The sequence below is a fragment of the Pantoea sp. Ap-967 genome (assembly GCF_011752565.1).
Lineage (GTDB): Bacteria > Pseudomonadota > Gammaproteobacteria > Pseudomonadales > Pseudomonadaceae > Aquipseudomonas.
In genome coordinates, this window is the sequence record NZ_VWXK01000008.1 from 70,796 (window position 1) to 97,624 (window position 26,829).

The following is a 26,829-nucleotide window of genomic DNA, read 5'->3' on the forward strand; positions in this document are numbered from 1 at the left end:
AAGTTTGCGAAAACAAAGCGCGCACTCTAACCGCTGTGCTCCATTGGGCGCCAGCCATGGCGCGTCATATCCACACGATTATTGGCTACATTCACACCCTCCGCACGCAGCCTGGCCCGTTGTTCATCACCCGATGGCGTGCCCAGCGCCAGGCTCAGGCGGCCGCCAGCGCCCAGCACGCGGTGCCAGGGCAGGCGGGTATCGGCTGGCAGTTGCCCGAGGGTGCGCCCAACCCAGCGCGCCGCCCGCCCGAGCCCGGCCAGTTCGGCAAGCTGGCCGTAGCTGACCACCTTGCCTTCGGGCACCTGGCCCAGCACCGAATACAGCGCCGTTCGTCGGGCCTCGGGCGAGTCCAGGGCATGCGCATACGGCTCAGACATCAGGGCAGCCCTGGCCTGGGATGAAACCGGACGAATGGTCGCGGCAAATGAGAGTTGAACTCAATGGCATGGTCCTGGGTCTGTGCTTGCTCTGGTAGCGGGTATCTGGATAATGCCCGGCTTTTTCGTCAAATCGAACCCGTAACGTGCTTATGTATTCTAGATCCTTGCTGTGCCTGATGAGTGCTTCGCTGTTTGCCGCCCCGGCCCTGGCCGACACCGTGTGGATGAAGAACGGTGACCGCCTGAGCGGCAAGATCCGGGTCTTCGACGGCGGCAAGCTGCTGCTGGAAACCCCGTACGGCGGGTCGATCTCGCTGGACTGGAAGCAGGTCAAGACCCTGGAAAGCGACCAGGAACTGCTGGTCAAGCAGGATGCCTACACCGGCGAAAAAGCCAAGTCGCTCAAGGCTGCCGAGCCGGGCAAGGTGACCCTGGCCAATGGCGATGCGCCGAAAACCGTTGACCTGGCCAGTGTCCAGCAGATCATGAAGCCCAAGCCGCTGGTGGAGGACTTCATCTGGAAGGGCAACGTCGATGTGGCAATGGACTACAAGCGCGCCGAAACCGACAGCGACGACTACGACGTCAGCTTCAAGACCACCGCCCGCCACGGGCGCTGGCGGCACAATGCCGAAGGCGAGTACAACCGCGAAACCAAGGACGACGTCACCACCACCGACAACTGGAGTGCCGAGTACGCACTGGACCGCTTCATCACCGAGAAGTGGTTCTGGCAGGGGCGTCTTGAGTACAAGAGCGACCGCATCGAAGACCTGGCGCGCCAGCGCACGGTCGGTACCGGCCCTGGCTACCAGTTCTGGGATGATGAACTGGGCGCGTTCTCCCTGGGTTCGCTGATCAACCGCACCGACTTCGAGTACCAGGACGGGTCCAAGGACAACTTCTATTCCGCCGCGGTGAAGTGGGACTACACCCGCTACCTGATCGGCAAGAACGTGCAGCTGTTCACCAATGGCGAGTTCGCCAAGCCACTGGGTGGCGCGGCAGACTACTCGCTGGATGCCGAGGTGGGGCTGCGCTACAAGGTCACCGAGTGGGCATCGCTTAACCTCAAGGCCGAGAAAGACATCATCAGCGGTACTCGGGACAGTGACCTGGACAAGACCCGGTATACCGCGGGCTTCGGTGTGACCTGGTAATCGCCGGGGGCGCGTTGCGCCCCAATCGCGACGTACCGTCGCTCCTACGGGGGGAGGGCGCGCGATCTGCAGGGGTGGGATTTACCGTAGGAGCGACGGCACGTCGCGATGGGCTGCAACGCAGCCCCTCTGGCACTCCCAGGTGATAATGCTTATCGTGTCACCCATCCAGCCCGCCATCAGGAGCCGCCCCCAGTGAGTACCAACGCCATCCGCCCCGCCCGGGAACTGCTGCTCAAGGAGTACCGCGGCGTGCTCTCGACCCATTCCAAGTCCATGCCCGGTTTCCCGTTCGGCTCGGTGGTGCCTTATTGCCTGGACGCCGAGGGCAACCCGCTGATTCTCATCAGCCGCATCGCCCAGCACACCCACAACCTGCAGAAAGACCCCAAGTGCTCGTTGCTGGTAGGCGAGCGCGAGGCCGAGGACGTGCAGGCGGTTGGCCGCCTGACGCTGATGGCCGAAGCCCACAAGCTGGTCGATGAAGCCGCCATCGAGGCCGCCGCCGAACGCTACTACCGCTATTTCCCCGACGCCGCCAATTACCACAAGGCCCACGACTTCGACTTCTGGGTGCTGCAACCGGTACGTCACCGCTACATCGGCGGCTTCGGTGCCATCCACTGGCTCGACCAGGTAACCCTGGCCAACCCGTTCGCGGGCAAGGCCGAGGCCAGCATGATCGAGCACATGAACAGCGACCACGCCAATGCCATCGCTCACTATGTAGAGCTGAGCGACCTGCCACGCAGCGCAGCGGCGCACATGGTGGGTATCGACAGCGAGGGCATGCACCTGCGCATCGGCCAAGGCATCTACTGGCTGCCATTCCCAAGCCCTTGCAACACGCCGACACAAGTGCGCGAAGCCTTGGTTTTGCTGGCCCGCGCCGACCAATGGCCGACCGCGACGCACGTCGAGGCTTGAAAAGCTGCGTTCACGCATCCATCTGTAGGTCTTACAGGAAGGGTTTCTTCCGACGAGGAATGCTTTGATGCGTGCTTTTCTATTGCTGTTTCTACTGTTCCCGGTGCTGGAGCTGTTCGTCTTCGTGAAGGTCAGCGCGGCCATCGGTTTCTTCCCGGCGCTGCTGCTGATCATCGCTGGCTCCGCCCTGGGCGTGCTGGTGATTCGCGTGGCCGGCCTTGCCACCGCCCTGCGTGCCCGTGAAAGCCTGCAGCGTGGCGAGTTGCCCGCCGAGGACATGTTCCAGGGCCTGATGCTGGCGGTGGGTGGTGGCCTGTTGCTGCTGCCGGGCTTCATCAGCGACGTGCTGGGCCTGCTGTGCCTGCTGCCGTTCAGCCGCCACCTGGCTGCGCGCAAGATGCGCGAGCGCGCCGAGGCCCAGGCCATGCGCCAGCGTGCGTTCCAGGACGACCCGTTCCAGGCGCAGCCGCGAGACGGCGGCCACCGGCCGAACGTGATTGAGGGCGAGTACGAGCGCCGCGACAAACAGTGACACCCACAACCCCCGGGGCCGCATCAGCGGCCCCGGTGTTTTTCAGCCTGCTGAAAATTTTTGCATGGCAAGCCTTGTAATTGATTATGGCGGCCTCATGTATGTGGTCACCGCAAGGTTTCTGGTGGCAACGCCAGGCTAAACACAGGTGGTTCGCCCTTTGCGGGCCACCCCCGGCCACGCCGGACCGCATCAACCCGCCGGTGTCGATACCGGCCGATGAAAACCACAATTTGGGAGAGATCGACAATGAAGCTTCGTCCTCTGCATGACCGCGTAGTCATCCGTCGCAGCGAAGAAGAATCGAAAACCGCTGGCGGTATCGTCCTGCCGGGTTCGGCCGCTGAAAAACCAAACCGCGGCGAAGTCGTTGCTGTTGGCACCGGTCGCGTTCTGGAAAACGGCGAAGTACGTGCCCTGGCCGTAAAAGTCGGTGACAAAGTGGTTTTCGGCCCTTACTCGGGCAGCAACACCGTGAAAGTCGATGGCGAAGACCTGCTGGTCATGGCCGAGAACGAAATCCTCGCCGTTATCGAAGGCTGATTTCCCCCGACTTCCCGTTACTCCAAAGAATTTCCAAGGATTAAACGATCATGGCTGCTAAAGACGTAAAATTCGGCGACTCCGCTCGTAAGAAAATGCTGGTTGGTGTCAACGTTCTGGCTGACGCGGTAAAAGCGACCCTCGGCCCGAAAGGCCGTAACGTGGTTCTGGCCAAGAGCTTCGGCGCGCCAACCATCACCAAGGACGGCGTTTCCGTCGCCAAAGAGATCGAGCTCAAAGACGCCTTCGAGAACATGGGCGCCCAACTGGTCAAGGAAGTCGCTTCCAAGGCCAACGACGCTGCCGGTGACGGCACCACCACCGCAACCGTCCTGGCCCAGGCCATCGTCAACGAAGGCCTGAAAGCCGTCGCTGCCGGCATGAACCCAATGGACCTCAAGCGCGGCATCGACAAGGCCACCGCTGCCATCGTCGCCGAGCTGAAGAACCTGTCCAAGCCATGCGCCGACTCCAAGGCCATCGCCCAGGTAGGCACCATCTCCGCCAACTCCGACAACTCCATCGGTGAAATCATCGCCGAAGCCATGGAAAAAGTCGGTAAAGAAGGCGTGATCACCGTTGAAGAAGGCTCGGGCCTGGAAAACGAACTGTCCGTCGTAGAAGGCATGCAGTTCGACCGTGGCTACCTGTCGCCATACTTCGTCAACAAGCCAGACACCATGGTTGCCGAGCTGGAAGGCCCGCTGCTGCTGCTGGTCGACAAGAAGATTTCCAACATCCGCGAACTGCTGCCAGTGCTGGAAGCCGTTGCCAAGGCCGGCCGCCCACTGCTGATCGTTGCTGAAGACGTCGAAGGCGAAGCCCTGGCTACCCTGGTCGTCAACAACATGCGCGGCATCGTCAAGGTTGCTGCTGTCAAGGCACCGGGCTTCGGCGACCGCCGCAAGGCCATGCTGCAGGACATCGCTGTCCTGACCGGCGGCCAGGTCATCTCCGAAGAAATCGGCCTGACCCTGGAAACCACTACCCTGGAGCACCTGGGTAACGCCAAGCGCGTGATCCTGTCCAAGGAAAACACCACCATCATCGACGGTGCTGGCGTTGACGCCGACATCGAAGCACGCGTCAAGCAGATCCGTGCCCAGATCGAAGAAACTTCCTCGGACTACGACCGTGAGAAGCTGCAAGAGCGTCTGGCCAAGCTGGCTGGCGGTGTTGCCGTGATCAAGGTCGGTGCTGGCACCGAAGTTGAAATGAAAGAGAAGAAAGCCCGCGTTGAAGACGCCCTGCACGCTACCCGTGCAGCCGTTGAAGAAGGCGTGGTGCCTGGCGGTGGTGTGGCCCTGGTTCGCTCCCTGGCTGCCATTGTCGGCCTCAAAGGCGACAACGAAGACCAGAACGTCGGTATCGCCCTGCTGCGCCGCGCTGTAGAAGCCCCGCTGCGCCAGATCACTGCCAACGCCGGCGACGAGCCAAGCGTTGTTGCTGACAAGGTCAAGCAAGGTTCCGGCAACTACGGCTACAACGCTGCTACCGGCGAATACGGCGACATGATCGAAATGGGTATCCTGGACCCAGCCAAGGTCACCCGTTCGGCCCTGCAAGCTGCAGCTTCGATCGGCGGCCTGATGATCACCACCGAAGCCATGGTTGCTGACCTGCCGGAAGACAAGCCAGCTGCTGGCATGCCTGACATGGGCGGCATGGGTGGCATGGGCGGCATGATGTAAGCCAGCCTTACCCCCTGCACCAAGAAAAAGCCCCGGTTCGTAAGAGCCGGGGCTTTTTCGTTCTTCCGTTCCAGCCCTGCGGGCCTCTGTAGGAGCGGGCTTGCCCCGCGAAGCAGGCGGCGCGGTGTATGGCACCGGCGGCGCCGGTGTTCGCGGGGCAAGCCCGCTCCTACAAGGTTCTGAGGTGTTAGCGGCGAATCAGGCGGCGCGCTGTTCGCCGGCTGGCGCTTCGGCCAGGCCTTTGCGGTACAACACGAAGTAGTACGACCCCAAGCCGATCAACCAGCAGAACACTGCCGTCCACACGTTGTGCGACAGGAAGTGCGCACCCTGCATCATCCGGCCCAGCGCCAGCCCGGAGCCGGCCACCAGGGCTACCACGAACGCCACCCGCGCAAGCTTTGGTTTGCGGTCACGCAGCATGAAGAACAGGCCGAACAGGCAGAACCCGGTTGCCGCATGCCCACCGGGCCAGCACAGCCCCGGTTTGTCGGTGGCCGGCCGGGGCTGCAGCAGTTCGCTGTAGGTTTCCTTGCCGCCGAACTGGGTCAGGCTCCACGGGCACTGCACCTGGGTCACCTTTTTCAGCGGCGTGACGAACGCCGTCGACAGGCCCAACGCCAACACCAGGCAGCCCAGCTCCCGGCGCCAGCCGAACAGCTTCTGCCAGAAGAAGCTCAAGGCGTATGTGCCCAGGGACAACAGGCCGATCAGAATGACCACCTGCTTGACCCGGTCATGCATGATGGTTTCCAGCAGGTAACTGTGGCGGCCGATGAACTGCCCGGCAGCAGGGTCGAAGAACAGGTTGGCGACGTCCATGTCGACCGAGGTCAGCTCCATCAGAACCAGGCCCACGGCAACCGCCAGCGGGATGCCCAGGTACAGCCAGGGGTTGATCGGGCGCGGCCGAGTGCGTTGTTGCATGACGACTCCAGAGGGTAAAAAGACCGGGCATTGTCATGCGCCCGCTATCCTCTGTTCGTGAAGGATCAGTGAAAAAACTGTCAAGTTCGCAGAGTTTGCCCCAGGGCTGGCACAGTGCCGACGATGGCCTTAAGCTGCGCCTGCCGTGCACCCCGGCGAAGCGCCGCACAGGAGAACCCGATGCGTATTCTTTTGGTTGAAGACAACCGCGATATCCTGGCCAACCTGGCCGACTACCTTGGCATGAAGGGCTACACCGTCGATTGCGCCCAGGACGGCCTGTCTGGCCTGCACCTGGCCGCCACCGAACACTACGACCTGATCGTGCTCGACATCATGCTGCCCGGCATCGATGGCTACACCCTGTGCAAACGCCTGCGCGAGGACGCCCGCCGTGATACCCCGGTGATCATGCTCACCGCCCGCGACCAGCTCGACGACCGCCTGCAGGGCTTCCGCTCGGGCGCCGACGACTACTTGCTCAAGCCCTTTGCCCTGTCGGAACTGGCTGCGCGCATCGAGGCGGTGCTGCGCCGGGCCCAGGGCGGCGGGCGCCGCACCTTGCAGGTGGCAGACCTGAGCTACGACCTCGACACCCTCGAAGTGACCCGCCAGGGCCGCCTGCTCAAGCTCAACCCGGTAGGCCTCAAGCTGCTGGCCGTGCTGATGCAAAAGAGCCCGCACGTGCTGCGCCGCGAAGTGCTGGAAGAGGCCCTGTGGGGCGACGATTGCCCAGACAGCGACAGCCTGCGCAGCCATGTGCACCAGCTGCGCCAGGTCATCGACAAACCGTTCGAAAAACCCCTGCTGCATACCGTCCATGGCGTCGGCTATCGCCTCGCCGAGGGCCGTGATGGAGTTTAAGCAAAGCCTTGCCCAGCGCATCATCATCGCCTTTGCGCTGATGAGCGCGCTGGTGGCCGGGGCCTTCGCCTTCGGCATCGTTGCCACCGTGCACCTGGTCGAGGAGCGGTTGATTTCCTCGGTGCTGGGCGGTGACCTGCAGCGCCTGCTGCGCATGGACAGCGTCAGCGACTGGAGCCACCGGCCGCGGCCGGACCAGCTGTTCTACTTCAGCGGCGGGCGCGATGATTTCGAACTGCCCAAGGACCTGCGCCACCTGGACGTCGGCTTCCATGAGGTATTCCGCGACCAGCTGTCGTACCACGCCATGGTCGAGATCGTCGATGGCCGGCGCTATGTGCTGCTGCAGGACCAGAGCGACTTCGAAGAACGCGAGCGGGTGCTGTTCGCCGTGGTGGTGGTCGGCTTCGTGCTCAGTCTGGTGCTGGCCGTGGTGCTGGGCTGGCTGCTGGCGCGACGGGTGATGGCTCCGGTGATCCGCCTGGCCCGCCAGGTACGCCACCGCGACCAGTTGCTGGGCCTGGCGCCGCCGTTGGCGCCCGATTATGCCGCCGACGAAGTGGGCCAGCTGGCGGTGGCCTTCGACGACACCCTGGGCCGGCTGCGTGATGCGCTGACCCGCGAGCGGCTGTTCACCAGTGATGTCAGCCACGAGCTGCGCACGCCGCTGATGGTGCTGGCCACCTCGTGCGAACTGCTGATCGAAAACCCCAACCTCGACACCCGTTCGCGCAGCCAGGTGGAACGCATTGCCCGTGCCACCGAAGAAATGCGCGAGCTGGTCAAGACCTTCCTGATGCTCGCCCGCGCCCAGCGCGACCAGGGGGCGGTGGCGTCCCAGGCGACGTTGCGTGAAGTGGCCGATGACCTGATCGGGGTGTGGCGCGACACCATCGAGCAAAAGGGCCTGTCGCTGTACTTCGATGGCCGGGTCAGTGCCGGGCCACTGCTGTACAACGCCACCTTCCTGCACTCGGTGATGGGCAACCTGTTGCGTAACGCTGCGCATTACACCGACAGCGGCTATATCCGCCTGAGCCTGGAAGCCAACGGTTTCAGTGTCGAGGACAGCGGTGTGGGCATTCCTGAGGAGCAGCGTGAAAAAATGTTCCAGCCGTTCGTGCGCGGCGAGGAGCGTCGTGGCGAGGGCCTGGGGTTGGGGCTGTCGCTGGTGCAGCGGATTTGTGACGACCAGGGCTGGCGCGTCACCCTGACGTCGGCCGCACCCCATGGCTGCCGTTTCCAGGTAGACCTGAGCCAAAGCGCGGAAAAAACAGACCCTTCTCAGTAACAAGATGATATATCTTACAGACTAGATTACATTTTTTTCACGCGGGCATGACCAGACGGCTACGCTTGCTTACCTAAGGTGGGCGCTCTGGAGTCAGGAGATGCCCGATGCGCAGCCCAATCAAACTCGAATTTTCCGAGAAGTACGACCAGCAGCACGCCCAGGAGTACTTCCTCAAGCACCAGGATGGCCTGGCCCGTCGCCTGTCGCACCTACGCGATGAGCAACTGGCCCGGCACGCCTTGGCGCTGGCCGGAGAACCGGGCTTGGTGCTCGATTTGCCCTGTGGTGCGGGCCGTTTCTGGCCGCTGCTGGCGGAAAAGCCGAACCGCGTGATCATCGGTGCCGACAACTCCGAGCACATGCTTGAAACCGCCCGCGCTGCGCAACCACCACAGGTGGTGGCGCGGGTACGGCCCTTGCAGACCTCGGCGTTCGATATCGACCTGCCGGACAACGCGGTGGACAGCATCTTCTGCATGCGCCTGTTCCACCACATTGGCGAGGCTGCGCATCGCAAGACGATTCTCGATGAGTTTCAACGGGTGACCCGCGACAGCGTGATCCTGTCGCTGTGGGTGGACGGCAACTTCAAGGCCTGGCGGCGCAAGAAGCTTGAGCACAAGCGCAACGCCAAGGCCGAGCAGGGCAGCTACCAGAACCGTTTCGTGCTACCGGCCGAAACCGTTGAGGCCGAATTTCAGGCCGCCGGCTTCAGAATCCAGGAACGCCTCGACTTCCTGCCGTTCTACGCCATGTGGCGGGTTTATGTATTGCGCAAGGGGTAGTGTTTGATGGCTGTAGCCCAAAGTGGGGAGTCACGGTTCGATTTTTACTGGCGCCAGCAGGGCGAATGGGTCGAGGAGCCCAACCAGCGGCGTGGTGGCGAAAGTGGCGTGCAACGCCTGAACGATGCCAGCGGCAAGCTGCTGTATGCCAAGCGCCAGGTGGGGCATATCTACCGCAGCCTGCTGCATCCGTTCGGCAGGCCAACCGTATTGCGTGAACTCGATGCGCTGAACAGCTTCGAGCAATTGGGCGTGCGCGTACCGCGCATCGTCTTCTGCGGCGCCGAGCGCGATGCCGACCACCAATGGCGTGCGCTGCTGGTGAGCGAGGCGCTGGATGGTTTCGTCGAGCTCGACACCTGGCACGAACAGGGCGCGCGCGAGCGTTACCCGCAGGTGGTGCACGAGCGCATGCTCAAGGACCTGGCCGACAACCTGGCGCGCATGCACCTGGGGCATTGGCAGCATGGCTGCCTGTACGGCAAGCATGTGTTCATCAAGGTGATTGGCGAGGGCGAGCAGGCCCGCGTCGAAGTGGCGTTGCTGGACCTGGAGAAATGCCGGCGGCGGATCAGCTGCCAGCGTGCGGCCGGCAATGACCTGCGCCAGCTGCGCCGCCACTCGTCGCTCAACGACGCGGAATGGCAAACGCTGCTCTATTTTTATCAGATGGCGTTTGGCAGCGCTGTCAAAGGGTTAGGGCAATGAAACTAGAAATCGCTCGAGCTTTGTTCCTGGTGGCTGGCTTGGCTGTGACCACGGCGGCGGTGGCTGCCTGGGAAGAGCCGCGTCCTGTGGTGTTCAGCAAGGCTGAGCAGGCGGCGCAGTGCGCGTTGCCGCGGGAAGTGAAGCAGCAGCACGCGCAGGTGGCGCCAGATCATGATCTGTTGCTGTTCCTGTTCGGCATGCGCCAGGGACTTCGGCCATTTGGCTGAAATTGGCTTGAGCAAACAAAGGCCCCGCACTCGCGGGGCCTTTGCTTTTGAAATGGGCGCGCATCCTGTAGGAGCGAGCGTAGCTCGCGATGCGCCGCCTGCGGCGCCCGATAGCACCGCCGTTGAACCAGCGCCGCGCGCGGCGCATCGCGAGCTGCGCTCGCTCCTACAGGGGCGTCAGGCGGCTGCGGGGTGTTTGGCTTCGGACCTGTGGGCCAGCAGGGTGTAGATGCACGGCAGCACGAACAGGGTAAATAGCGTGCCGATGGACATCCCCGTGGCAATCACCGTACCGATGTCGAACCGGCTGACCGCCCCGGCCCCGGTCGCCAGAATCAACGGCACCATGCCGAATACCATCGCCGCCGTGGTCATCAGCACCGGCCGCAGGCGAATCGCCGCCGCTTCTTCGATCGCCTCGCGCACGCCCAGGCCTTTTTCCTCGCGCAGTTGGTTGGCGAATTCGACGATCAGGATACCGTGCTTGCTGATTAACCCGATCAGCGTCACCAGCCCCACCTGGGTATAGATGTTCATGCTGGAAATCCCCAGGAACAGCGGCAGCAATGCCCCACAGATCGACAGCGGCACCGTTACCAGAATCACCAGCGGGTCGCGGAAGCTTTCGAACTGCGCCGCCAATACCAGGAAGATGATCGCCAGCGCCAGGCCAAAGGTTACCCACAGCGCGCTGCCTTCCTGCACGTATTGCCGCGCCGTGCCGGCATAGTCGAAGGAGAAGCCCTCCGGCGCCTCCTCGCGGGCAATGTCCAGCACCGTCTGCAAGGCCTCGCCGATGCTGACCATCGGCACGCCCTGGATGATCGCGGCGTTCAGTTGCTGGAACTGGTTGAGCTGGCGCGGGCGGGCGCGGTCGTTGAGGGTGATCAGGGTCGACAGGGGCAGCAACTGGCCCTGCTCGTTCTTCACGTAGTAGTTGTTCAGCCAGCCGGGGTTGTCACGGTAGGGCCGCTCGACCTGGGCGATCACCTTGTAGCTGCGCCCCTCCAGGGTGAACCGGTTGATTTCCCCCTCGCCCAGCAGGGTGGCCAGGCTGCCGCCCAGGGTGTCCATGGACACGCCCATTTGCGCGGCCTTGGCCCGGTCGATATCAACCACCACCTCGGGCTTGTCGAAGGCCAGGTCGATGTCGAGGAAGGCGAACTTGCCCGAGGCCTGCGCCCGCTGCTTGACCCGCTGCGCCACCTCCAGCAGGGCCGGGTAGTCGCCGGCGGTGTTGATCACGAACTGAAATGGCAAGCCCTCGCCGGTGCCCGGCAGCGATGGCAGGTTGAAGCCGAAGATCTGCAGCCCGCCAATCTGTTCGAGCTTGGCCTGCACCAGGGGCAGCAGCTGCATCTGGGTGCGCTCGCGCTCGTTCCAGGGCTTGAGCAGGAACCCGCCGATACCGCTCTGCACACCGTTGAAACCGTTGATCTGGAACGACGAATAGTATTCGGGAAAGCTCTTGAACAGCGGCGTGAACTGGTCGGTGTAGGCGTTCAGGTAGTCAAGGTTGGCCGGCTGCGGCGAACTGCTCATCATGAAGATCACGCCCTGGTCCTCGTTGGGCGCCAGCTCGTTCTGGGTGAACTTGAGCAGCACCGGGATCAGGCACAGGATGATCACCGCGAACACCAGCACCACCGGGCGGCTGTCGAGGGTGGCGTGCAACAGGCGCTGGTAACGCCCCTTAAGGCGTTCGAACAGCACGTCCAGGCGGTGGGCCAGGCCACTGGCATTGTGCTCCGGGCGCAGCAGCAGGGCGCACATCATGGGTGACAGGGTCAGGGCAACAATCCCGGAAATCACCACCGCCCCGGCCAGGGTGAGGGCGAACTCCTTGAACAGCGCACCGGTCAGCCCAGTGAGAAAACCGATGGGGGCGTACACCGCCGCCAGGGTGATGGTCATCGACACCACCGGCATGGCAATTTCCCGCGCGCCCTCAAGCGCTGCGTCGAACGGTGTCTTGCCTTCTTCCATGTGCCGGTGAATGTTCTCCACCACGACGATGGCATCGTCCACCACCAGGCCGATGGCCAGCACCATGGCCAGCAATGTCAGCAGGTTCAGCGAATAGCCCATCATCTGCATGAAGAACAGCACGCCGATCATCGACAGGGGAATGGTCACCACCGGGATCAGCACCGAGCGCAGGGCACCGAGGAACAGGAACACCACCACGATGACGATCAGCACCGCCTCGCCCAGGGTCTTGATCACCTCGTCGATGGACGCCTGGATGAACAGCGTGGCGTCGTAGGCGATCGACACCTTGAGCGCTTCAGGCAGCTGGCCTTGCAGCTCGGGCATGATCTTGCGCACTTCCTTGATCACCTCCAGCGGGTTGGCCGCCGGGGTGGCCTTGATGCCGATGTACACCGACGGCGTGCCGTCGAACGAGCTGACCGTGTCGTAGTTCTCCGCACCCATCTCCACCCGCGCCACGTCGCCCAGCAGCACCCGGCTGTCACCGGACACCTTGACCGGCAACGCGGCGAACGCTTCGGCGGATTTCAGCTCGGTGCTGGCGTTGATGCTGGTGACGGTGTATTCGCCCTTCACCTCGCCAGCGGCGGAAAGGAAGTTGTAGCGGCGCACGGCACTGGTCACGTCGGTGGCCGAAAGGCCGAAACCGGCCAGCTTCACCGGGTCGATCCAGATGCGCATGGCGAATACCTGGTTGCCGAGAATCTCGGCCTCGGCCATGCCCGGCAGGGTGGCCAGCTTGGGCTGGATCACCCGCGACAGGTAGTCGGTGATCTGCGGGTTGCTCATTTCCTTGCTGTAGAAGCTGATGTACATCAGCGCCGAGGCGTCGGCGGCTTCCTTGCTCAGCACCGGGTCTTCGGAGTCTTGCGGCAGCTGGTTGCGCACTTCGTTGGCCTTGGCCAGCAACTCGGTGAACAGCCGGTCGCTGTCGGCGCCGATGCGTGCGTAGATGGAGATCACCGAGAAGTTCTGCCGGCTCACCGAGGTCATGTAGTCGATGCCTTCGGCACTGGCCAGGCTCTGCTGAAGGGGCTGGGTGATGTAGCCCTGGATGGTTTCGGCGTTGGCCCCGGGGTAGGCGGTGGTCACCGTGATCAGGGCGTTTTCCATTCGCGGGTACTGGCGGATCTGCAGCTTGTTCCAGGCCTGGAAACCCAGCAGCAGAATCAGCAGGCTGACCACCGTGGCCAGTACCGGGCGGCGGATGAACGGGTCGGTGAATGCCATGCCTGCCTCCCGTTCAGTCCGTGCGCCTGGCGCCCTGGTCGGGCTTGAGCGCGCTGTCCTGGCCAATGCGGATCGCCGCGCCCGGGGTCAGCTTGAGCTGGCCAGCGGTGACCACCTGCTCGCCGGCCTTGAGGCCCTTGCTGACCACCACCACGCCGTCGCGGCGCTCGCCGGTCTGCACGGTGCGCTGCTCGGCAGTGAGCTGGGGCTGGCCGTTGTCATCGTGCTGCGGGTTGCCGTCCTGGTCCTTTTTCGGTGTGGCGACGTACACCGAGTTGCCGTACAGGGTGTAGGTGATGGCGCTTTCCGGCACCACCACTTGCGGCTGCGGGTCGGGCAACAGGACCAGCAGGTTGGCGAACATGCCCGGCAGCAGCTTGCCATCGGGGTTGGCCAGGGTTGCGCGCAGCAACAGGTTGCGGGTGTTTTCATCGACCTTGGGGTTGATCGCGCTAAGGCTGGCGGGGAAGGTCTGGCCAGGGTAGGCGGCCACCTGCACCAGTACTTGCTGGCCCAGGCTCAGGTGCGGCAGGGCCTGCTCCGGTACGTTGAAGTCGACGTACAGGCTGGAGAGGTCCTGCAAGGTGGCGATCATGGTGCCGGCGGCCAGGTACTGGCCGATGTCCACCTGGCGGATGCCGAGGGTGCCGCTGAACGGGGCATTGAGGCTTTTCTTGGTCTTCTGCGCCTTGAGCTGTTCGACCACCGCCTGGTTGCGCCGGTACTGGGAGTTGAGCCGGTCGAACTCGCCACGGGAGATGGCCGCATCGCCCACCAGTTGGCTACCACGGCCGAAGTCGACCTTGGCCAGGCCCAGGTCGGCCTGGGCGGTGCCGAGCAGGGCCGACTCCTGGTCGTCGTTCAGTTGCAGCAGCGGTTGCCCGGCTTTCACCTTTTGCCCGGAATCGAAATACAGCGCCTTGACGATGCCTTCCACTTCAAGGCTCAGGTCAACGCCCTGCAGCGCCCGCAGGCTGCCCACGGCGGGCAGGCGTTCTTGCCACTGGCGTTGTTCGGCCTGGGCGGCGGCGACGGTGATCGGCGGCCGGGGGGCGGTGAACATCTGGACCTGTTTATAGATCGAGAAGCCCTTGTAGCCCGCCAGGGCCAGCACGATCAGCAGTACGACGGCCAACATGATGAGCATGCGGCGACGGACCATGGTTCCGGTTCCTTGGAGGCTGGGTTGTTATGCGTTTTGACACGACAACGGGCGATCATGCCCACGTGCGGATAGACGAAGTATTGACTGTTTTCCGAGAGAAGGGGAGATGATTGCCTATGGCGGCCTCTTCGCGGGCAGGCCTGCTCTTGTAGGAGCGGGCTTGCCCCGCGAAAGGGCCCTCAAGCCAGGTGCAAATGGTTGTCCCAAAACCCGGAAGGCAGCTTCATCGGTTGCCCGACCAGCTCGCCCTTGCGGCAATCATAGAAGCGGCAACGCCCCTGCCCGGAGGTGACGACGAAGCCATCCTTCACCGCCCCGACACCGGCGCAATCGGGCATCGGCGCATCGAGCTTCACCGCCCCGCTGTCCAGGTCCCAGACGAACAGGCGGTTGGCCCGTGGCGCGGTCAGTGCCACCAGGCGCAGGTCGCTGTGAATGGCGACGCTGGCGGTGTACTGGGCCATCGACTGCAACTGGTGTTCCGGCACCGGGAACGCCTTGAACGGCTCACCCGGGCGCTTGATCGCCAGCAACTCGGCGGTTTCGTCGGCATCGCCCATGAACTGCTGGCAGGCCGCGATCGTGCCATCTTCGCCCACCGCCAGGTGGCGCACGCTGTTCATCTGCTGGGCCAGGGTTTCCTTGCTCAGCAGGGTGCCATCGCGCTGCATCAGCACCAGGCTCGGCTCCATGGCGTTGAGGTTCATCTCGACCCGGCTCTCGGCTTCGGTGCGAATGCCACCGTTGGCCACGACCAGGGTTTCGCCGTCCGGCAGCCAGGCCAGTTCATGGGGGCCGATGCCGTGGGTCGGGATTTCCCCGGTGTACACCAGGCGCTCGCCCTCGAAACGGTACACGCCGAGCACGCCACGCCCCGGGTCGGTGGTGTCGTTCTCGGTGGCGTACAGCCATTCGCCGCCCTTGTGGATCACCGCGTGGCCATAGAAGTGCCGGTTCGGCTGCGACGCGATGGTTTGCAGCAGGCGCCCGTCACGAAGGTCCAGCAGGTAGCTTTCGGTGCCGGGGCGGCGGGCGACGAACAGGGCGATCGGCAGCTCGGGGTGGTTGATGATGGCATGGCAACGCTGGGCCACCTGGGTGCTGAACACCTGGGTGCCATCCAGGCGGAACCCGACTGCGTAGTGCTTGCCGTCGCCATCGTCACGCGCCGACAACAGCAGCGGCTCGCTACCCTTGTTGCGCAGCAGGCTCCAGCCGCCCAGGGTCAGGGCGCTGAGCAATACGCTACCGAGTTTGAGGGCCTGGCGTCGCAGCATGATCAGTCACCGTCGTTGGCATTGAAGCCCAGCTGGATGTTCAACGCCTTGGCCAGGTCGCCTTCGTGCAGGCGGTGGACGACGTTGAGGGCATCGTAGATCTGGTTGAGGGTCTGCTGGCCGGCGTCGTCGGCCAGCAGCTCGCCGAGGGTCTTCTGGTTGTCGGCCAGCAGTTTCAGGGCAGTAGCGTAGGCGTCGTCGATCTTCTGCGCCAGGGCTTTCTGATCGCTGGGCAGCAGTCCGCGCAGGCCCTGGTTGTCGACACCCACCCACACGGCCTGGGCGGCCTTGAGGGTAGCTTCCAGGCTTTTCATCGACGAGTGGCTGCGCCAGGCTTCGGCCTGCAGCGGCTGCGGGATGCCCTTGCTCTGGCGGCCCATCGGCGCGCCCAGCTTCTTCTTCAGGGTGTCCAGTGCCGTTACCTGGGAGCGCAGCAGGTCGGCGATGGCCTCGTGGGAGTCGGCGTAGCGCTGGTTGGGGAACTTGGTCATCTGCGACAGCATGCCGTCGGTGCTGTTCCAGCTCTTGAGGATTTCCTCGGCCAGCACCTTCTGGTGTTCGCCGATGGCCACCAGCAGCGGGCAGTAACGGGCCTTCTGCTCGGCGGTAGCGATGTCAGGCTTGCTGTCGAACAGGATGTATTCGTAGGCCGAGAGGCCACGTACCACGACGCTGGCCTTGCCCAGGGCCGCGGCATCGACGGGCTTGTCACCATTGACCAGTTGCTCGACCTGGCGGCCGACCAGGTTCTTCTTGTCGGGCCAGAATTGCACTTGCCAGGCGCGGTTGCCTTCGGCCAGCGGGCCGACCAGCAGGGGTTGCAGCTCGGCCCAGGCTTTCTGTGCATTGAGGAAGTCGGCGCGTGCGGTGTCCAGGCTTTCCTTGCCTTCGCAGTAGGCCAGGGCGCTGGCCGCCAACTGGCGGTCGGCTTCGACCCAGCGGCTGTAGGTCGGCAGGATGACCTGCTTGGCGATGGCAGCGGAGGTGACCGCTTGTGGGTCCTGCGGCGAGCAGGCACCCAGGGCGAGTGCGGCGAGGCTGGTGAACAACAGTTTGGGTCGGAACATGCCCGGCTCCTTGCGCGTTTAAAGTGAGTTCAGGAACGCCAGCAGCGCGGCGCGCTGCTCGGCATTGAAGGTCAATACATGGTCGCGCGCCGCCTGCGCCTCGCCGCCGTGCCAGAGCACGGCTTCGAGCAGGTTGCGGGCGCGGCCGTCGTGCAGGTACTGGGTGTGGCCGCTGACGGTTTCGGTCAGGCCGATGCCCCACAGGGGCGGGGTGCGCCAGTCCTGGCCGTTGGCGGCGAATTCGGTGCGCTCGTCGGCCAGGCCCGGGCCCATGTCGTGCAGCAGCAGGTCGCTGTAGGGGCGGATCACCTGGTGCGCCAGCTCCGGTTCTGCGCTGTTGGCTCCGGTGGTGAACTGCGGCACATGGCAGGCCTGGCAACCGGCCTGGAAGAACAGGTTCTTGCCGGCCAGCACCTGCGGCGCGCCGACGTCACGGCGGGCAGGTACGCCCAGGTTGCGGGTGTAGAAGGTGACCAGGCGCAGGATATTGTCGCTGACTTCCTTTTCACCGCCTTCACCGTCGCCATTGGGCGCGGCCAGGCAGTCTACCTGCGCCGCGGTGCAGTCGTCCTTCGGTTGCAGGGTGCTGGTCAGGCCCATGTCGCCACTGAAGGCGTGCACGTTCTGCTGGTTGACGTTGGGCTGCCCGGCTTTCCAGCCGAAGCGGCCGACCACGGTCTTGCCCTGGGCATCGTCCCAGACCCGGTTGGCACGCCCGCGGATACCGTCGCGGTTGTGGTCGTCGGGGTCTTCGTTGGCCAGGATATCGGCTTCGGGAATGGCTTCGAGCAGGCCCAGGCCGATCATCGGCGGGGCCACGCGGGCCGAGAAGCGGGTGTCGGGGTGCATCGGGCCGTAGCCGAGCTGGGTGATCTGCAGGGCAGGGCGGCGCAGCTCGACCGGGTGGCCGTCCTTGAAGGTGACGGTTTGCGTGGTGTAGCTCACCCGCACCTTGCCCTCCGGCGCCACGCCGGGGATGGCCATGTCCTGCAGCTGCGTGCCGTAGACCGGCTCGGGAACCACGCCCAGGCGTTCGATCACTTTGGCCAGGTACGGCTGGTCGGGGATCGACAGGCGTACCAGCATGCCCACCGCATTGCTGTCGCCAGGTTCGGGCGGGTGGCCGCGGCCATCGCGCACGTGGCAGTTCTGGCAGGCCGTGGTGTTGAACAGCGGGCCCAGGCCATCGCGGGCGGTGGTGGTGGACGGGGCGATCACCCAGGGGCTGCGGAAGAAACTGTTGCCCACCGAGAAGTCCAGGCGCCGCTCGGGCGAAAGGTTGGCCGAGGGCATGGAAAAGGCACTGCGGTCGCTGCGCTGCACGGTTGCCTGGCCGCCAGACAGCGCTTCGCCCGGCTCGGCCTGGGTGAAACGCGGGGCGTCATCACAGGCGGCAAGGGCAAGGGCCAGCAGCAAGGGGGAAAGTCGGGACAGCGACGAGGACATGCAAAATCCTGGGCGTGGACGAAAAACCGGCGTGCAAGCTTAGCAGGCCAGCCCTGTTTGAATAAGAGCAATTTGCAATTGCCTGGGTGAAAAGGATGTGAAATGCCAGCATTTTCATTGACTGTGCGGGCCCTTTCGCAGGGCAAGCCCGCGCCTACACAGGTCGAGATGTAGGAGCGGGCTTGCCCCGCGAAAGGGCCCGCACAGAAAAAAGGCGACCCGAAGGCCGCCTCTTTGCAGAACCGAAACGACTGATCAGAACTCGTGGTCAGCAGTATCCGGGTTCAGGTTGGCAATGCCCAGCTTGCCGGCGGCCTGCTCGATGGCGCCCGTCTGCTTGACCAGCGAGGCGATGGCATCGCGCACGATCTGGTTGCCGGCAGGGTTGTCGGCGGCGATCAGCTGGTCGTAGTGCTCGCCCTTGAGCGCGTGGTCGACCATGACCTGGATCTTGGCCTGGGTGGCGTCCAGGTCGGCCTTCAGGGTGCTGTCGGTCGCCGGGTCGGCCTTGGCCACCAGCGACGACAGGCTTGGGCCGCTCAGCTTGGTGCCGTCGACGCGGGTGTACTCGCCCAGGTAGACGTTGCGAATGCCCAGGGCATCGTAGAAGTGCGAGTAGTGGGTGTTGTCGCTGAAGCAGTCCTGCTCGTCTTCCGGCGAGTTGGCTTCCAGCGAAACCTTCATGCGCTCGCCGGCCAGTTCGCCCAGCGACAGGCTGCCCATGCCGAACAGCATCTTGCGCAGGCCATCGCTGGCAGGTTCTGCTTCCAGGGTGGCGCGGTAGTTGTCGGCGACGTTCGGCGCCCAGTTGCCGACCATCTCTTCGAGGTCCTTGACCAGCAGGTCGGTCACGGCCTTCAGGTAGGCGCGGCGACGGTCGTTGTGGCCGCCGGTGGCACCCTGGCCTTCGAGGTAGTCGGTGTACGGACGGTTGCCGGCGCCTGGGCCGGTGCCGTTGAGGTCCTGGCCCCAGAGCAGGAATTCGATGGCGTGGTAGCCGGTGGCGACGTTGGCCTCGGAACCTGCCAGTTCATTCAGGCTGGCCAGCTTCTCGGGGGTGATGTCCTTGACGTCGACCTTCTCTTCGCCCACCTGGATCTCGGTGTTGGCGATGATGTTGGCGTTGGCCGCAGGGTTACCCAGGGCGTGCTCGTAGCTCTTGTCGACGTAGTCGATCAGGCCTTCGTCCAGCGGCCACGAGTTCACCTGGCCTTCCCAGTCGTCGATGATGGTGTTGCCGAAGCGGAAGGCTTCGCTCTGCAGGTACGGAACGCGCGCGGCGGCCCAGGCTTCCTTGGCGGCCTTCAGGGTGTCGTCGCCTGGCTTGGCGAGGAAGGCGTCGATCGCGGTTTGCAGGGTCTTGGCGGTGCTCAGCGAGTCGCTGTATACGGCAAAGACCATCTCGGCGTAATGCTTGACCACGGCCTTGCCGGCCGCTTCATCGACTGCGCCAGGGGCCGCAGCGGTGGTGCTGGCGGCAGCAGGTGCCTGGGCTTGCGGGGCGGCGGCCTTGTCGTCTTTGCCTTCACCGCAACCGGCGAGAGCGATGGCGATGGCCAGCAGACTGGCGGAGGCCAGAGGCATACGAATCATTATTGGTTTTCCTGCGTCGTGTGGTTGGACCAAGGGTTAGGCCGTGCGCCGTGGCACGCGAAACCGCAACATCATGCGAAAGATTTGCATTTGCTGTAAAGGGGCGCACGCGCAATTCATGTAAATGCGCGTCATGGCCTGTAACCATGGCGTGCAACCCGAAGTGCAGCGTTACAGCACGGACACCTGGTTGCGCTGCGCCTGCTTGAGGAAGTTGGTCAGTTCGCGCGAAGGCAAGGGTTTGCTGTAGTGGTAACCCTGACCCTCATGGCAGCCCTGGGCGATGATGTAGGTTTCCTGCTCGGCGCTTTCCACGCCCTCGGCAATCACCTGCATGCCCAGGCTTTTGCCCAGCTGGATGATGGCGCGCACGATGGTGGCGTCGTCATCGTCGTCGAGCAGGTCCTGGACGAAGCTCTTGTCGATCTTGATCTTGTCCAGCGGCAGCGACTTGAGGTAGCTGAGCGAGGAGTAGCCGGTGCCGAAGTCGTCGATGGCGATCATCGCCCCGGAGCGGCGCAGGCTCAGCAGGTGCTGGGCGGCGGTGCTGATATCTTCCATCAGGCCGGTTTCGGTAACTTCCAGCTCCAGGCTGCGCGGTGGCAGGCGGTGCGCCTGCATCAGGTTGTTGACCACCCGTGGCAGCTCGTTGTGGTGCAACTGCACGGTGGACAGGTTGACCGCCATGCGCAGCTCGACGAACCCTAGGTCGTGCCATTCGCGCAGTTGGCGGCAGGCCTGGTCGAGTACCCACTCGCCGATGGCGATGATGCTGCCGTTCTGCTCGGCCAAGGGAATGAACTGGTCGGGCGGCACCATGCCCAGTTCCGGGTGCTGCCAGCGCAGCAGCGCTTCCACGCCGACCACGCGGTGGTCGCGGTAGCTGATCTGTGGCTGGTACACCAGGTACAGCTGGTTGCGCGGCAGGGCTTCGCGCAAGTCTTTTTCCAGCTCGCGGCGGCGGCGCATCTCGCTGTCGACGCTGGCGATGTAGAACTGGTAGCGGTTGCGCGAGCGGGCCTTGGCCAGGGTCATGGTCTGCTCGGCTTTTTGCAGCAGTTTCTCGGTGCTGTCGCCGTCTTCGGGGAACAGGGTGATGCCGATGGTGGCGCGCAGGCGGATTTGCTGGTGCTCGAAGCCGAATGGCACTTCCAGGTCGTCGAGAATGCTCTGGGCCAGTTCCGCGGCTTCGTAGGGCTGCTCGATATTGGCCTGAACCAGGGCGAACTGGTCACCGCCCAGCCGCGCCAGGGCGCCCAGGCGGCCACTGTGGGCGCGCAAGCGGTCGGCCAGGGCCAGCAGCAATTGGTCGCCCACCTGGTAGCTGAACTGCTCGTTGATGCCCTTGAAGTCGTCCAGGCCTACGCACAGCACGGCCACCCGATGTTGCAGGCGGCCGCCGTCGACCAGAATCTTGTCCAGTTGCTGCTGCAATTGCTGGCGGTTGGGCAGGCCGGTGAGGAAATCGTACTGGGCCATGCGCTGCAGGCTGTTCTCGGCTTCATGGCGCAGGTGGGTGTTGCGTTCGATCGAGGCCAGCAGTTGGTTGGCCGTGTTCACCCAGATGCCCAGTTCGTTCTTCTCGTGGCCCTTGAGCAGCGGGATCTGGTGCTGGCTGGGGCGGTCGGGGTTGATCTGGGTCAGGTGCTCGATGATCTTCGACAGCGGCTTGGTCAGCAGCCAGTGGTACACCAGGTACAGCACCAGGCCCATGGCCAGGGCGCGCAGCACGCCGGACACGAAGATGATGATCGCGTTGACCAGGAAGTCCTCGCCGTAGGAGGCGGTGTCGAGGGTGATGCTCAGGTCGCCGTAGTATTCGCTGTACGGGCCACGGCCGACCAGTTGGGTGGTGTAGGTGCGCTCCTGGCCAAGGAACAGGTCGGTGAGCCAACGCATGGACATGTCCTGCAGCGGGCGGGATTTTTCCGCGAGCATGGTTTCGTTGGGGTGGCCGATCGAGGCCATGCGCACCGAGTCGTCCTGGAACAGGCCTTCCATCACCTGCATGCCCATTTCCCGGTCGAGGCTGTACACCGCCTGGGTGGAAGGGTCGCGGAACATGTCGAGGATGCGCTGGGCATCGTTGTTGACGGCCTGGCGGGTCTTGTAGGTGTCGTAGACGATCTGCGCGCAGCTAAGGACGACGCCGACCGCCAGTGCCGAAAGAAGCACGACCCTGAGCAACTTGACCGATAAGCTGTTCCGCAATTCCAGCTTCAATGGGGTTTCCTTAATCCATGCGCATGGCATCATTTTGCCATTAACGTTGGCAATACACTATCGGCCTACCATGGGAAGTGTATCGGTTGCCCGACCCTGCAACTTGAGTGCGCGCTGCCAAACTTCCAGAGGTTTGATGTTAGCGCGCTATACGGGCTGAGCAAGCAAAACCGTGTTGGCCTGCTTGCGGGCACAGGCACAAAAAAACCCGGCACAGGGCCGGGTTTCTTGGGTCAGGGCTGAACGAATCAGGCCTTGAAGGTGTTGCCTTCGAACTGCTCGGCCACGAAGGCCCAGTTGACCAGGTTCCAGAACGCCTCGACGTACTTAGGACGCACGTTGCGGTAGTCGATGTAGTAGGCGTGTTCCCAGACGTCGCAGGTCAGCAGCGGGGTGTCGCCGCTGGTCAGCGGGCAGCCGGCGCCGATGGTGCTGGCCAGGGCCAGGGAACCGTCAGCCTTCTTCACCAGCCAGCCCCAGCCGGAACCGAAGGTGCCGACCGAAGTCTTGGTGAACTCTTCCTTGAACTTGTCGAAGGAACCGAATGCGGCGTTGATGGCCTCGGCCAGGGCGCCAGTTGGCTGGCCGCCGCCGTTTGGCGACAGGCAGTTCCAGTAGAAGGTGTGGTTCCAGACTTGAGCGGCGTTGTTGAAGATGCCGCCCGAAGAGCTCTTGACGATCTCTTCCAGGGTCTTGCCTTCGAATTCGGTGCCTGGGACCAGGTTGTTCAGGTTCACGACATAGGTGTTGTGGTGCTTGTCGTGGTGAAACTCCAGGGTTTCCTTGGAGATGTGCGGCTGCAGGGCATCGTGGGCGTACGGCAGCGGCGGCAATTCAAAAGCCATGGTGGATCTCCTGATTCAGGTCTGTTTGCGGTTTGCGCAAGGCCGATCACGGGCGGCCCGATATACGTCGGCGAGTTTTTACTCTTTGCGACGCAGGGGCTGGATCATAGCACCGGGCCCGACGCATAACCACGCAACAAACATAGGGAATAGAGGTTCCAGAGCGGTTGGGGCGAGCCGACCGGTGGTGTATGCCGTAAGCCTTTCAGCGCCTGGGAGATCGAGCGCCGCCCGCGCGGCGCATCGCAGGCAAGCCTGCTCCTACATCTGTTTCGGGCCAATCAATGCTGTGCCATTGGCGCAGGCGTCCAATGTAGGAGCAGGCTTGCCTGCGATGCGCCGCGCCAGCGGCGCTCATTCACCCAAATACCAACTGCGCCGCCACGGCAAACATCATCACCGCCACCATCAGGTCCAACAACCGCCAGGTGGCCGGGCGGGCCAACCACGGCGCCAGCCACGCCGCGCCGATCGCCAGGGTCGAGAACCACAGCAGCGAGGCACTGGCGGCACCGGCCACGTAGGCGCCGGGCACGGTTTGCTGGGCGCCCAGCGAGCCAATCAGCAGCACGGTGTCGAGGTAGACATGGGGGTTGAGCAGGGTCACCGCCAGGGCGCTGAGCAGCACCGCCCGGCGTGACCGCATGCCCTGGCCCTCCTGGTGCTGCAGACTCTGCTTCGAGCAGGCGCTGCGCAGCGCCTTGGCGCCGTACCAGATCAGGAACACCGCGCCGCCCCAGCGGGCGATGGCCAGCAGCGTCGGGTTGTGCGCCAGTACCGTGGCCAGGCCGAACACCCCGGCCGCGACAAGGATGGCATCGCAGACGATGCACAGCGCCGCCACCGGCAGGTGGTGTTCACGGCGCAGGCTCTGGGCGAGGACGAAGGCGTTCTGCGCGCCGATGGCCATGATCAGGCCGAAGGCCACCAGCATGCCGTTGATATAGCTTTGCCACATGGCACAGGCTCCCGAAAATAAACAGCCAGAAAAGATGCTGGCCATTGTCGCCATGGCGGCTGTATAAGAAAAACAAATAACGCTCACCCCACATTAGGAAAATCGATGTTCGACTACAAGTTGCTGGCCGCCCTCGCGGGGGTGGTCGAGCAGGGTGGTTTCGAGCGCGCCGCCCAGGTGCTGGGGCTGTCGCAATCGGCCATTTCCCAGCGCATCAAGCTGCTTGAGGCGCGGGTTGGCCAGCCGGTACTGGTGCGCGCCACGCCGCCAAGCCCCACTGAAGTGGGCCGGCAACTGCTCAACCATGTGCAGCAGGTGCGCCTGCTCGAACGCGACCTGCAGCGCCAGGTGCCGGCGCTGGACGAGGAGGGGCTGCCCGAACGCCTGCGCATCGCTCTCAACGCCGACAGCCTGGCCACCTGGTGGGCTGGCGCAGTCGGGGCGTTCTGCGCCGAGCAGCAGTTGCTCACCGACCTGGTGGTGGAGGACCAGGAAGTGGGCCTCAAGCGCATGCGGGCCGGCGAAGTGGCGGCCTGCCTGTGTGGCAGCGAGCGGCCGGTGGCCGGCGCACGCAGCTTGCCATTGGGCGCCATGCGCTATCGGGCCCTGGCCAGCCCCGGGTTCATGGCGCGCTATTTCCCACAGGGTTTCGACGCCGGGCGCCTGGCCCGCACGCCGGCCATCGTCTATGGCCCGGACGACTTCCTGCAGCACCGCTACCTGGCATCGCTGGGCATTCAGGACGGTTTCCTGCATCACCTGTGCCCATCGTCCGAAGGCTTCCTGCGCATGACCGAGGCCGGCCTGGGCTGGGGCCTGGTGCCCGAGTTGCAGGCCCGCGAGCAGTTGGCCAGCGGGCAACTGGTGGAAATTTGCGCCGATACCCCTATCGATGTGCCGCTGTACTGGCATCATTGGCGCAACGGCGGGCACCTGCTCGCGCAACTGACCGAACACCTGCGCGCCACCGCGCACCACTGGCTGGTGCCGTTGTAGCGGCGGCTGGCGTCTGTTGCATCTGAAATCTAGGCGGAGTCATACATGCAAATTCTGGTCACCGGCGCGAGCGGCTTCATTGGCGGGCGCTTTGCGCGCTTTGCCCTGGAGCAGGGCCTGAAGGTGCGGGTCAGCGGCCGGCGCGCCGAGGGGGTCGAGCACCTGGTCAAGCGTGGGGCGCAGTTCATTCCCGGCGACCTGGGCGACCCGGAGCTGGCCCGGCGCCTGTGCCAGGGCGTCGAGGCGGTGGTGCACTGCGCAGGCGCGGTGGGCAATTGGGGGCGTTACCAGGACTTCCACCAGGGCAACGTGGTGGTGACCGAGAACGTGGTTGAAGGCTGCCTGAAAGAGCACGTTCGGCGCCTGGTGCACCTGTCGTCGCCGTCGATCTACTTCAACGGCCGCGCCCGCCTGGATGTTCGCGAAGACCAGGTGCCGCGGCGTTTCCACGACCACTATGCACACACCAAGTACCTGGCCGAGCAGAAGGTGTTCGGCGCCCAGGAGTTCGGCCTGGAAGTGCTGGCGCTGCGCCCGCGCTTCGTGACCGGCGCAGGCGATGCCAGCATTTTCCCACGGCTGATGCAGATGCAGCGCAAGGGCCGCGTGGCGATCATCGGCAACGGCCTGAACAAGGTCGACTTCACCAGCGTGCACAACCTCAATGATGCCCTGCTCAGCGCGCTGTTCGCCGACGACCGGGCGTTGGGCCACGCCTACAACATCAGCAACGGCCAGCCGCTGCCGCTGTGGGACGTGGTCAACTACGTGATGCGCCAGATGAACCTGCCCCAGGTCACCCGCTACCGCCCCTATGGCCTGGCCTACAGCCTGGCAGCGTTGAACGAAGCCGCCTGCCTGCTCTGGCCCGGGCGCCCGCAGCCCACGCTTTCGCGCCTGGGCATGCAGGTGATGAGCCGGGATTTCACCCTGGACATCAGCCGCGCCCGCCAGTACCTGGACTACCAGCCCAAGGTCAGCTTGTGGACGGCGCTGGATGAATTCTGCGCCTGGTGGAAGCATCAGCCGCCGGGGCAGTGAACCCGGGCGGCAGAAGATGGTCATCAGTGCGCCGCGTGAGCGGTTTATAATCATGTCTCTTTGCTACCACCGCGGTTGAAGCCCCCTATGCGCAACGATGCCCACGACGATTTCGATGATGTGCCCACCTTGCGGGCCGGAACTCCCGATGACGACGAGCTGCTGCCCGCGCACGTTTCGCGCAGCCGCAAGAAGGCCGCCAAGCCGGCCAGCACCGGCCCGCTGTGGGCGTTGCTGGCGGCGTCGTTCATAGCCCTGGCCGGGTTGGGCTGGTGGAGCTTCCAGCAGATCTCGCTGATGGAGCAGCAACTGGTCGCCACCCAGGAAAGCTTTGCCCGTATCAGTGAGGAGGCGGCTGGGCGGCTGCAGGCGATCAGTGGCAAGGTCGATGCCAGCGAGTCGTCCAGCACCACCGGTAGCGAGGCGTTGAAGCTGCAGATTCGCCAGTTGCAGGCGAGCCTGGCCGAGCAGGGCAAGCAGCAGCAGGGCGTGGCGGGGCAGGCCGGTGACCTGGGCAAGCGCCTGGAGCAGGTGCTGGCCGATACCCGCGAGCAGCAGAAGGCCGTGACCGAGTTGCAAACCCAGTTGCAGGCGCAGTTGAAGGCGGTCAATGGCGAACTGGCCGCGTTGAAGTCGGGCCAGGTGGACGGTGGCAAGCTCGATGGCCAACTGAAAAGCCTGAACGATGACGTGGCGGCGCTGAAGAAGCAGGGCGGCCAGAAAGCGGCCATCGAAAGCCTTGAGCAGGATGTGCTGGTGCTCAAGACCCAGATGGAGAACCGCACGGCGTCCGGGAGCGGGGCCACGGTGCAGGAATTCGATGCGTTTCGTGGGCAGACCACGCGCAACCTGAATACCCTGCAGAGCCAGATTCAGAACTTGCAACAGCAGATTAACGCTCGGCCTTGAGAGCACCTGAGGCTTCTTCGCGGGGCAAGCCCGCTCCTACAGGAGC

The 26,829-nt window shown here is 64.1% G+C and carries 24 protein-coding genes; 13 read left to right on the forward strand and 11 right to left on the reverse strand.

Translation table 11 applies throughout. The annotated features are described in order from the left end of the window. Positions 1-26: 26 nt before the first annotated feature. Complete coding sequence (locus tag F3J45_RS10780) at positions 27-380, reverse strand: MGMT family protein (RefSeq protein ID WP_167061469.1); 354 nt, start codon at positions 378-380, stop codon at positions 27-29. Positions 381-559: 179 nt separating this feature from the next. Between F3J45_RS10780 and F3J45_RS10785 the strand changes: the two genes are divergently transcribed. The 5 genes from F3J45_RS10785 (at position 560) to groL (ending at position 5,236) form a co-directional block, all read left to right on the forward strand. Further along, positions 560-1,543 carry a DUF481 domain-containing protein gene (locus F3J45_RS10785; protein WP_205300475.1) on the forward strand — a complete coding sequence of 328 codons (984 nt, stop codon included), beginning with the start codon at positions 560-562 and terminating at the stop codon, positions 1,541-1,543. Positions 1,544-1,738: 195 nt separating this feature from the next. Beyond that, complete coding sequence (locus tag F3J45_RS10790; RefSeq protein ID WP_167061475.1) at positions 1,739-2,470, forward strand: HugZ family protein; 732 nt, start codon at positions 1,739-1,741, stop codon at positions 2,468-2,470. Positions 2,471-2,537: 67 nt separating this feature from the next. Continuing rightward, a complete protein-coding gene (locus F3J45_RS10795; protein WP_167061478.1) occupies positions 2,538-3,002 on the forward strand; it encodes an FxsA family protein in 465 nt (154 codons plus the stop codon). A gap of 249 nt (positions 3,003-3,251) precedes the next feature. After that, entirely contained in the window at positions 3,252-3,545 is a 294-nt protein-coding gene (locus F3J45_RS10800; protein ID WP_009684394.1) for a co-chaperone GroES, read from the forward strand. Between the two features lie 50 nt (positions 3,546-3,595). Beyond that, positions 3,596-5,236 (forward strand): chaperonin GroEL, encoded by a 1,641-nt coding sequence (gene groL / locus F3J45_RS10805; RefSeq protein WP_167061481.1) that lies wholly within the window; start codon positions 3,596-3,598, stop codon positions 5,234-5,236. A 198-nt stretch (positions 5,237-5,434) separates the two neighbouring features. On the opposite strand, the gene F3J45_RS10810 is transcribed toward groL, so the two are convergent. After that, a complete protein-coding gene (locus tag F3J45_RS10810) occupies positions 5,435-6,163 on the reverse strand; it encodes a phosphatase PAP2 family protein (RefSeq protein WP_167061484.1) in 729 nt (242 codons plus the stop codon). Positions 6,164-6,343: 180 nt separating this feature from the next. On the opposite strand from F3J45_RS10810, the gene colR reads away from it, so the two are divergent. The 5 genes from colR (at position 6,344) to F3J45_RS10835 (ending at position 10,041) form a co-directional block, all read left to right on the forward strand. Then, positions 6,344-7,027 (forward strand): two-component system response regulator ColR, encoded by a 684-nt coding sequence (colR, locus tag F3J45_RS10815; protein WP_003255215.1) that lies wholly within the window; start codon positions 6,344-6,346, stop codon positions 7,025-7,027. Next, a complete protein-coding gene (locus tag F3J45_RS10820) occupies positions 7,017-8,318 on the forward strand; it encodes a HAMP domain-containing sensor histidine kinase (protein WP_167061489.1) in 1,302 nt (433 codons plus the stop codon). The genes colR and F3J45_RS10820 overlap by 11 nt, the downstream gene beginning before the upstream one ends. 107 nt (positions 8,319-8,425) lie before the next feature. Next, the gene (locus F3J45_RS10825; RefSeq protein WP_167061492.1) at positions 8,426-9,106 is read left to right on the forward strand and encodes a class I SAM-dependent methyltransferase; all 681 of its coding nucleotides are present in this window, start codon (positions 8,426-8,428) and stop codon (positions 9,104-9,106) included. 6 nt (positions 9,107-9,112) lie between these two features. Next, on the forward strand, positions 9,113-9,814 hold the full coding sequence (locus F3J45_RS10830) for a lipopolysaccharide kinase InaA family protein (RefSeq protein WP_167061494.1): 702 nt from the start codon (positions 9,113-9,115) through the stop codon (positions 9,812-9,814). Then, entirely contained in the window at positions 9,811-10,041 is a 231-nt protein-coding gene (locus tag F3J45_RS10835; RefSeq protein ID WP_167061497.1) for a hypothetical protein, read from the forward strand. The genes F3J45_RS10830 and F3J45_RS10835 overlap by 4 nt, the downstream gene beginning before the upstream one ends. A gap of 177 nt (positions 10,042-10,218) precedes the next feature. Here the strand turns inward: F3J45_RS10835 and F3J45_RS10840 are convergent, their stop codons facing one another. The 9 genes from F3J45_RS10840 to F3J45_RS10880 form a co-directional block, all read right to left on the reverse strand. Beyond that, positions 10,219-13,263 (reverse strand): multidrug efflux RND transporter permease subunit, encoded by a 3,045-nt coding sequence (locus tag F3J45_RS10840; RefSeq protein WP_167061501.1) that lies wholly within the window; start codon positions 13,261-13,263, stop codon positions 10,219-10,221. 13 nt (positions 13,264-13,276) lie between these two features. Beyond that, entirely contained in the window at positions 13,277-14,425 is a 1,149-nt protein-coding gene (locus tag F3J45_RS10845; RefSeq protein ID WP_167061504.1) for an efflux RND transporter periplasmic adaptor subunit, read from the reverse strand. Between the two features lie 182 nt (positions 14,426-14,607). Then, on the reverse strand, positions 14,608-15,705 hold the full coding sequence (locus F3J45_RS10850) for a DUF1513 domain-containing protein (protein WP_167061507.1): 1,098 nt from the start codon (positions 15,703-15,705) through the stop codon (positions 14,608-14,610). 2 nt (positions 15,706-15,707) lie between these two features. Further along, a complete protein-coding gene (locus F3J45_RS10855; RefSeq protein WP_167061513.1) occupies positions 15,708-16,772 on the reverse strand; it encodes an imelysin family protein in 1,065 nt (354 codons plus the stop codon). Positions 16,773-16,790: 18 nt separating this feature from the next. Then, positions 16,791-18,218, reverse strand: coding sequence for a di-heme oxidoredictase family protein (locus F3J45_RS10860; protein WP_167061520.1), 1,428 nt, complete (start codon positions 18,216-18,218; stop codon positions 16,791-16,793). Between the two features lie 255 nt (positions 18,219-18,473). After that, positions 18,474-19,811 (reverse strand): imelysin family protein, encoded by a 1,338-nt coding sequence (locus tag F3J45_RS10865; protein ID WP_167061527.1) that lies wholly within the window; start codon positions 19,809-19,811, stop codon positions 18,474-18,476. Positions 19,812-19,982: 171 nt separating this feature from the next. Then, positions 19,983-22,034: a bifunctional diguanylate cyclase/phosphodiesterase gene (locus tag F3J45_RS10870; RefSeq protein ID WP_167061533.1), complete on the reverse strand. Its 2,052-nt coding sequence runs from the start codon at positions 22,032-22,034 to the stop codon at positions 19,983-19,985. 248 nt (positions 22,035-22,282) lie between these two features. Beyond that, positions 22,283-22,879: a superoxide dismutase gene (locus F3J45_RS10875; protein WP_167061540.1), complete on the reverse strand. Its 597-nt coding sequence runs from the start codon at positions 22,877-22,879 to the stop codon at positions 22,283-22,285. A gap of 358 nt (positions 22,880-23,237) precedes the next feature. Then, positions 23,238-23,837, reverse strand: coding sequence for a LysE/ArgO family amino acid transporter (locus F3J45_RS10880; RefSeq protein WP_167061547.1), 600 nt, complete (start codon positions 23,835-23,837; stop codon positions 23,238-23,240). Positions 23,838-23,942: 105 nt separating this feature from the next. Here F3J45_RS10880 and F3J45_RS10885 point away from each other — a divergent pair, with 105 nt between their 5' ends. The 3 genes from F3J45_RS10885 (at position 23,943) to F3J45_RS10895 (ending at position 26,783) form a co-directional block, all read left to right on the forward strand. After that, a complete protein-coding gene (locus tag F3J45_RS10885) occupies positions 23,943-24,833 on the forward strand; it encodes a LysR family transcriptional regulator ArgP (RefSeq protein WP_167061554.1) in 891 nt (296 codons plus the stop codon). Between the two features lie 45 nt (positions 24,834-24,878). Then, positions 24,879-25,874, forward strand: a complete 996-nt coding sequence (locus F3J45_RS10890) for an NAD(P)-dependent oxidoreductase (RefSeq protein ID WP_167061559.1) — start codon at positions 24,879-24,881, stop codon at positions 25,872-25,874. Positions 25,875-25,961: 87 nt separating this feature from the next. Beyond that, the gene (locus tag F3J45_RS10895; RefSeq protein ID WP_167061562.1) at positions 25,962-26,783 is read left to right on the forward strand and encodes an ATPase; all 822 of its coding nucleotides are present in this window, start codon (positions 25,962-25,964) and stop codon (positions 26,781-26,783) included. Positions 26,784-26,829: the final 46 nt, after the last annotated feature.

Bases quoted from the DNA above. Each gene is read 5' to 3' on its own strand.
- F3J45_RS10780 (WP_167061469.1), bottom strand. From the start codon at position 380: ATGTCTGAGCCGTATGCGCATGCCCTGGACTCGCCCGAGGCCCGACGA.
- F3J45_RS10785 (WP_205300475.1), top strand. From the start codon at position 560: ATGAGTGCTTCGCTGTTTGCCGCCCCGGCCCTGGCCGACACCGTGTGG.
- F3J45_RS10795 (WP_167061478.1), top strand. From the start codon at position 2,538: ATGCGTGCTTTTCTATTGCTGTTTCTACTGTTCCCGGTGCTGGAGCTG.
- F3J45_RS10800 (WP_009684394.1), top strand. From the start codon at position 3,252: ATGAAGCTTCGTCCTCTGCATGACCGCGTAGTCATCCGTCGCAGCGAA.
- groL (WP_167061481.1), top strand. From the start codon at position 3,596: ATGGCTGCTAAAGACGTAAAATTCGGCGACTCCGCTCGTAAGAAAATG.
- F3J45_RS10810 (WP_167061484.1), bottom strand. From the start codon at position 6,163: ATGCAACAACGCACTCGGCCGCGCCCGATCAACCCCTGGCTGTACCTG.
- colR (WP_003255215.1), top strand. From the start codon at position 6,344: ATGCGTATTCTTTTGGTTGAAGACAACCGCGATATCCTGGCCAACCTG.
- F3J45_RS10820 (WP_167061489.1), top strand. From the start codon at position 7,017: ATGGAGTTTAAGCAAAGCCTTGCCCAGCGCATCATCATCGCCTTTGCG.
- F3J45_RS10825 (WP_167061492.1), top strand. From the start codon at position 8,426: ATGCGCAGCCCAATCAAACTCGAATTTTCCGAGAAGTACGACCAGCAG.
- F3J45_RS10830 (WP_167061494.1), top strand. From the start codon at position 9,113: ATGGCTGTAGCCCAAAGTGGGGAGTCACGGTTCGATTTTTACTGGCGC.
- F3J45_RS10835 (WP_167061497.1), top strand. From the start codon at position 9,811: ATGAAACTAGAAATCGCTCGAGCTTTGTTCCTGGTGGCTGGCTTGGCT.
- F3J45_RS10840 (WP_167061501.1), bottom strand. From the start codon at position 13,263: ATGGCATTCACCGACCCGTTCATCCGCCGCCCGGTACTGGCCACGGTG.
- F3J45_RS10845 (WP_167061504.1), bottom strand. From the start codon at position 14,425: ATGGTCCGTCGCCGCATGCTCATCATGTTGGCCGTCGTACTGCTGATC.
- F3J45_RS10850 (WP_167061507.1), bottom strand. From the start codon at position 15,705: ATGCTGCGACGCCAGGCCCTCAAACTCGGTAGCGTATTGCTCAGCGCC.
- F3J45_RS10855 (WP_167061513.1), bottom strand. From the start codon at position 16,772: ATGTTCCGACCCAAACTGTTGTTCACCAGCCTCGCCGCACTCGCCCTG.
- F3J45_RS10860 (WP_167061520.1), bottom strand. From the start codon at position 18,218: ATGTCCTCGTCGCTGTCCCGACTTTCCCCCTTGCTGCTGGCCCTTGCC.
- F3J45_RS10865 (WP_167061527.1), bottom strand. From the start codon at position 19,811: ATGATTCGTATGCCTCTGGCCTCCGCCAGTCTGCTGGCCATCGCCATC.
- F3J45_RS10875 (WP_167061540.1), bottom strand. From the start codon at position 22,879: ATGGCTTTTGAATTGCCGCCGCTGCCGTACGCCCACGATGCCCTGCAG.
- F3J45_RS10880 (WP_167061547.1), bottom strand. From the start codon at position 23,837: ATGTGGCAAAGCTATATCAACGGCATGCTGGTGGCCTTCGGCCTGATC.
- F3J45_RS10885 (WP_167061554.1), top strand. From the start codon at position 23,943: ATGTTCGACTACAAGTTGCTGGCCGCCCTCGCGGGGGTGGTCGAGCAG.
- F3J45_RS10890 (WP_167061559.1), top strand. From the start codon at position 24,879: ATGCAAATTCTGGTCACCGGCGCGAGCGGCTTCATTGGCGGGCGCTTT.
- F3J45_RS10895 (WP_167061562.1), top strand. From the start codon at position 25,962: ATGCGCAACGATGCCCACGACGATTTCGATGATGTGCCCACCTTGCGG.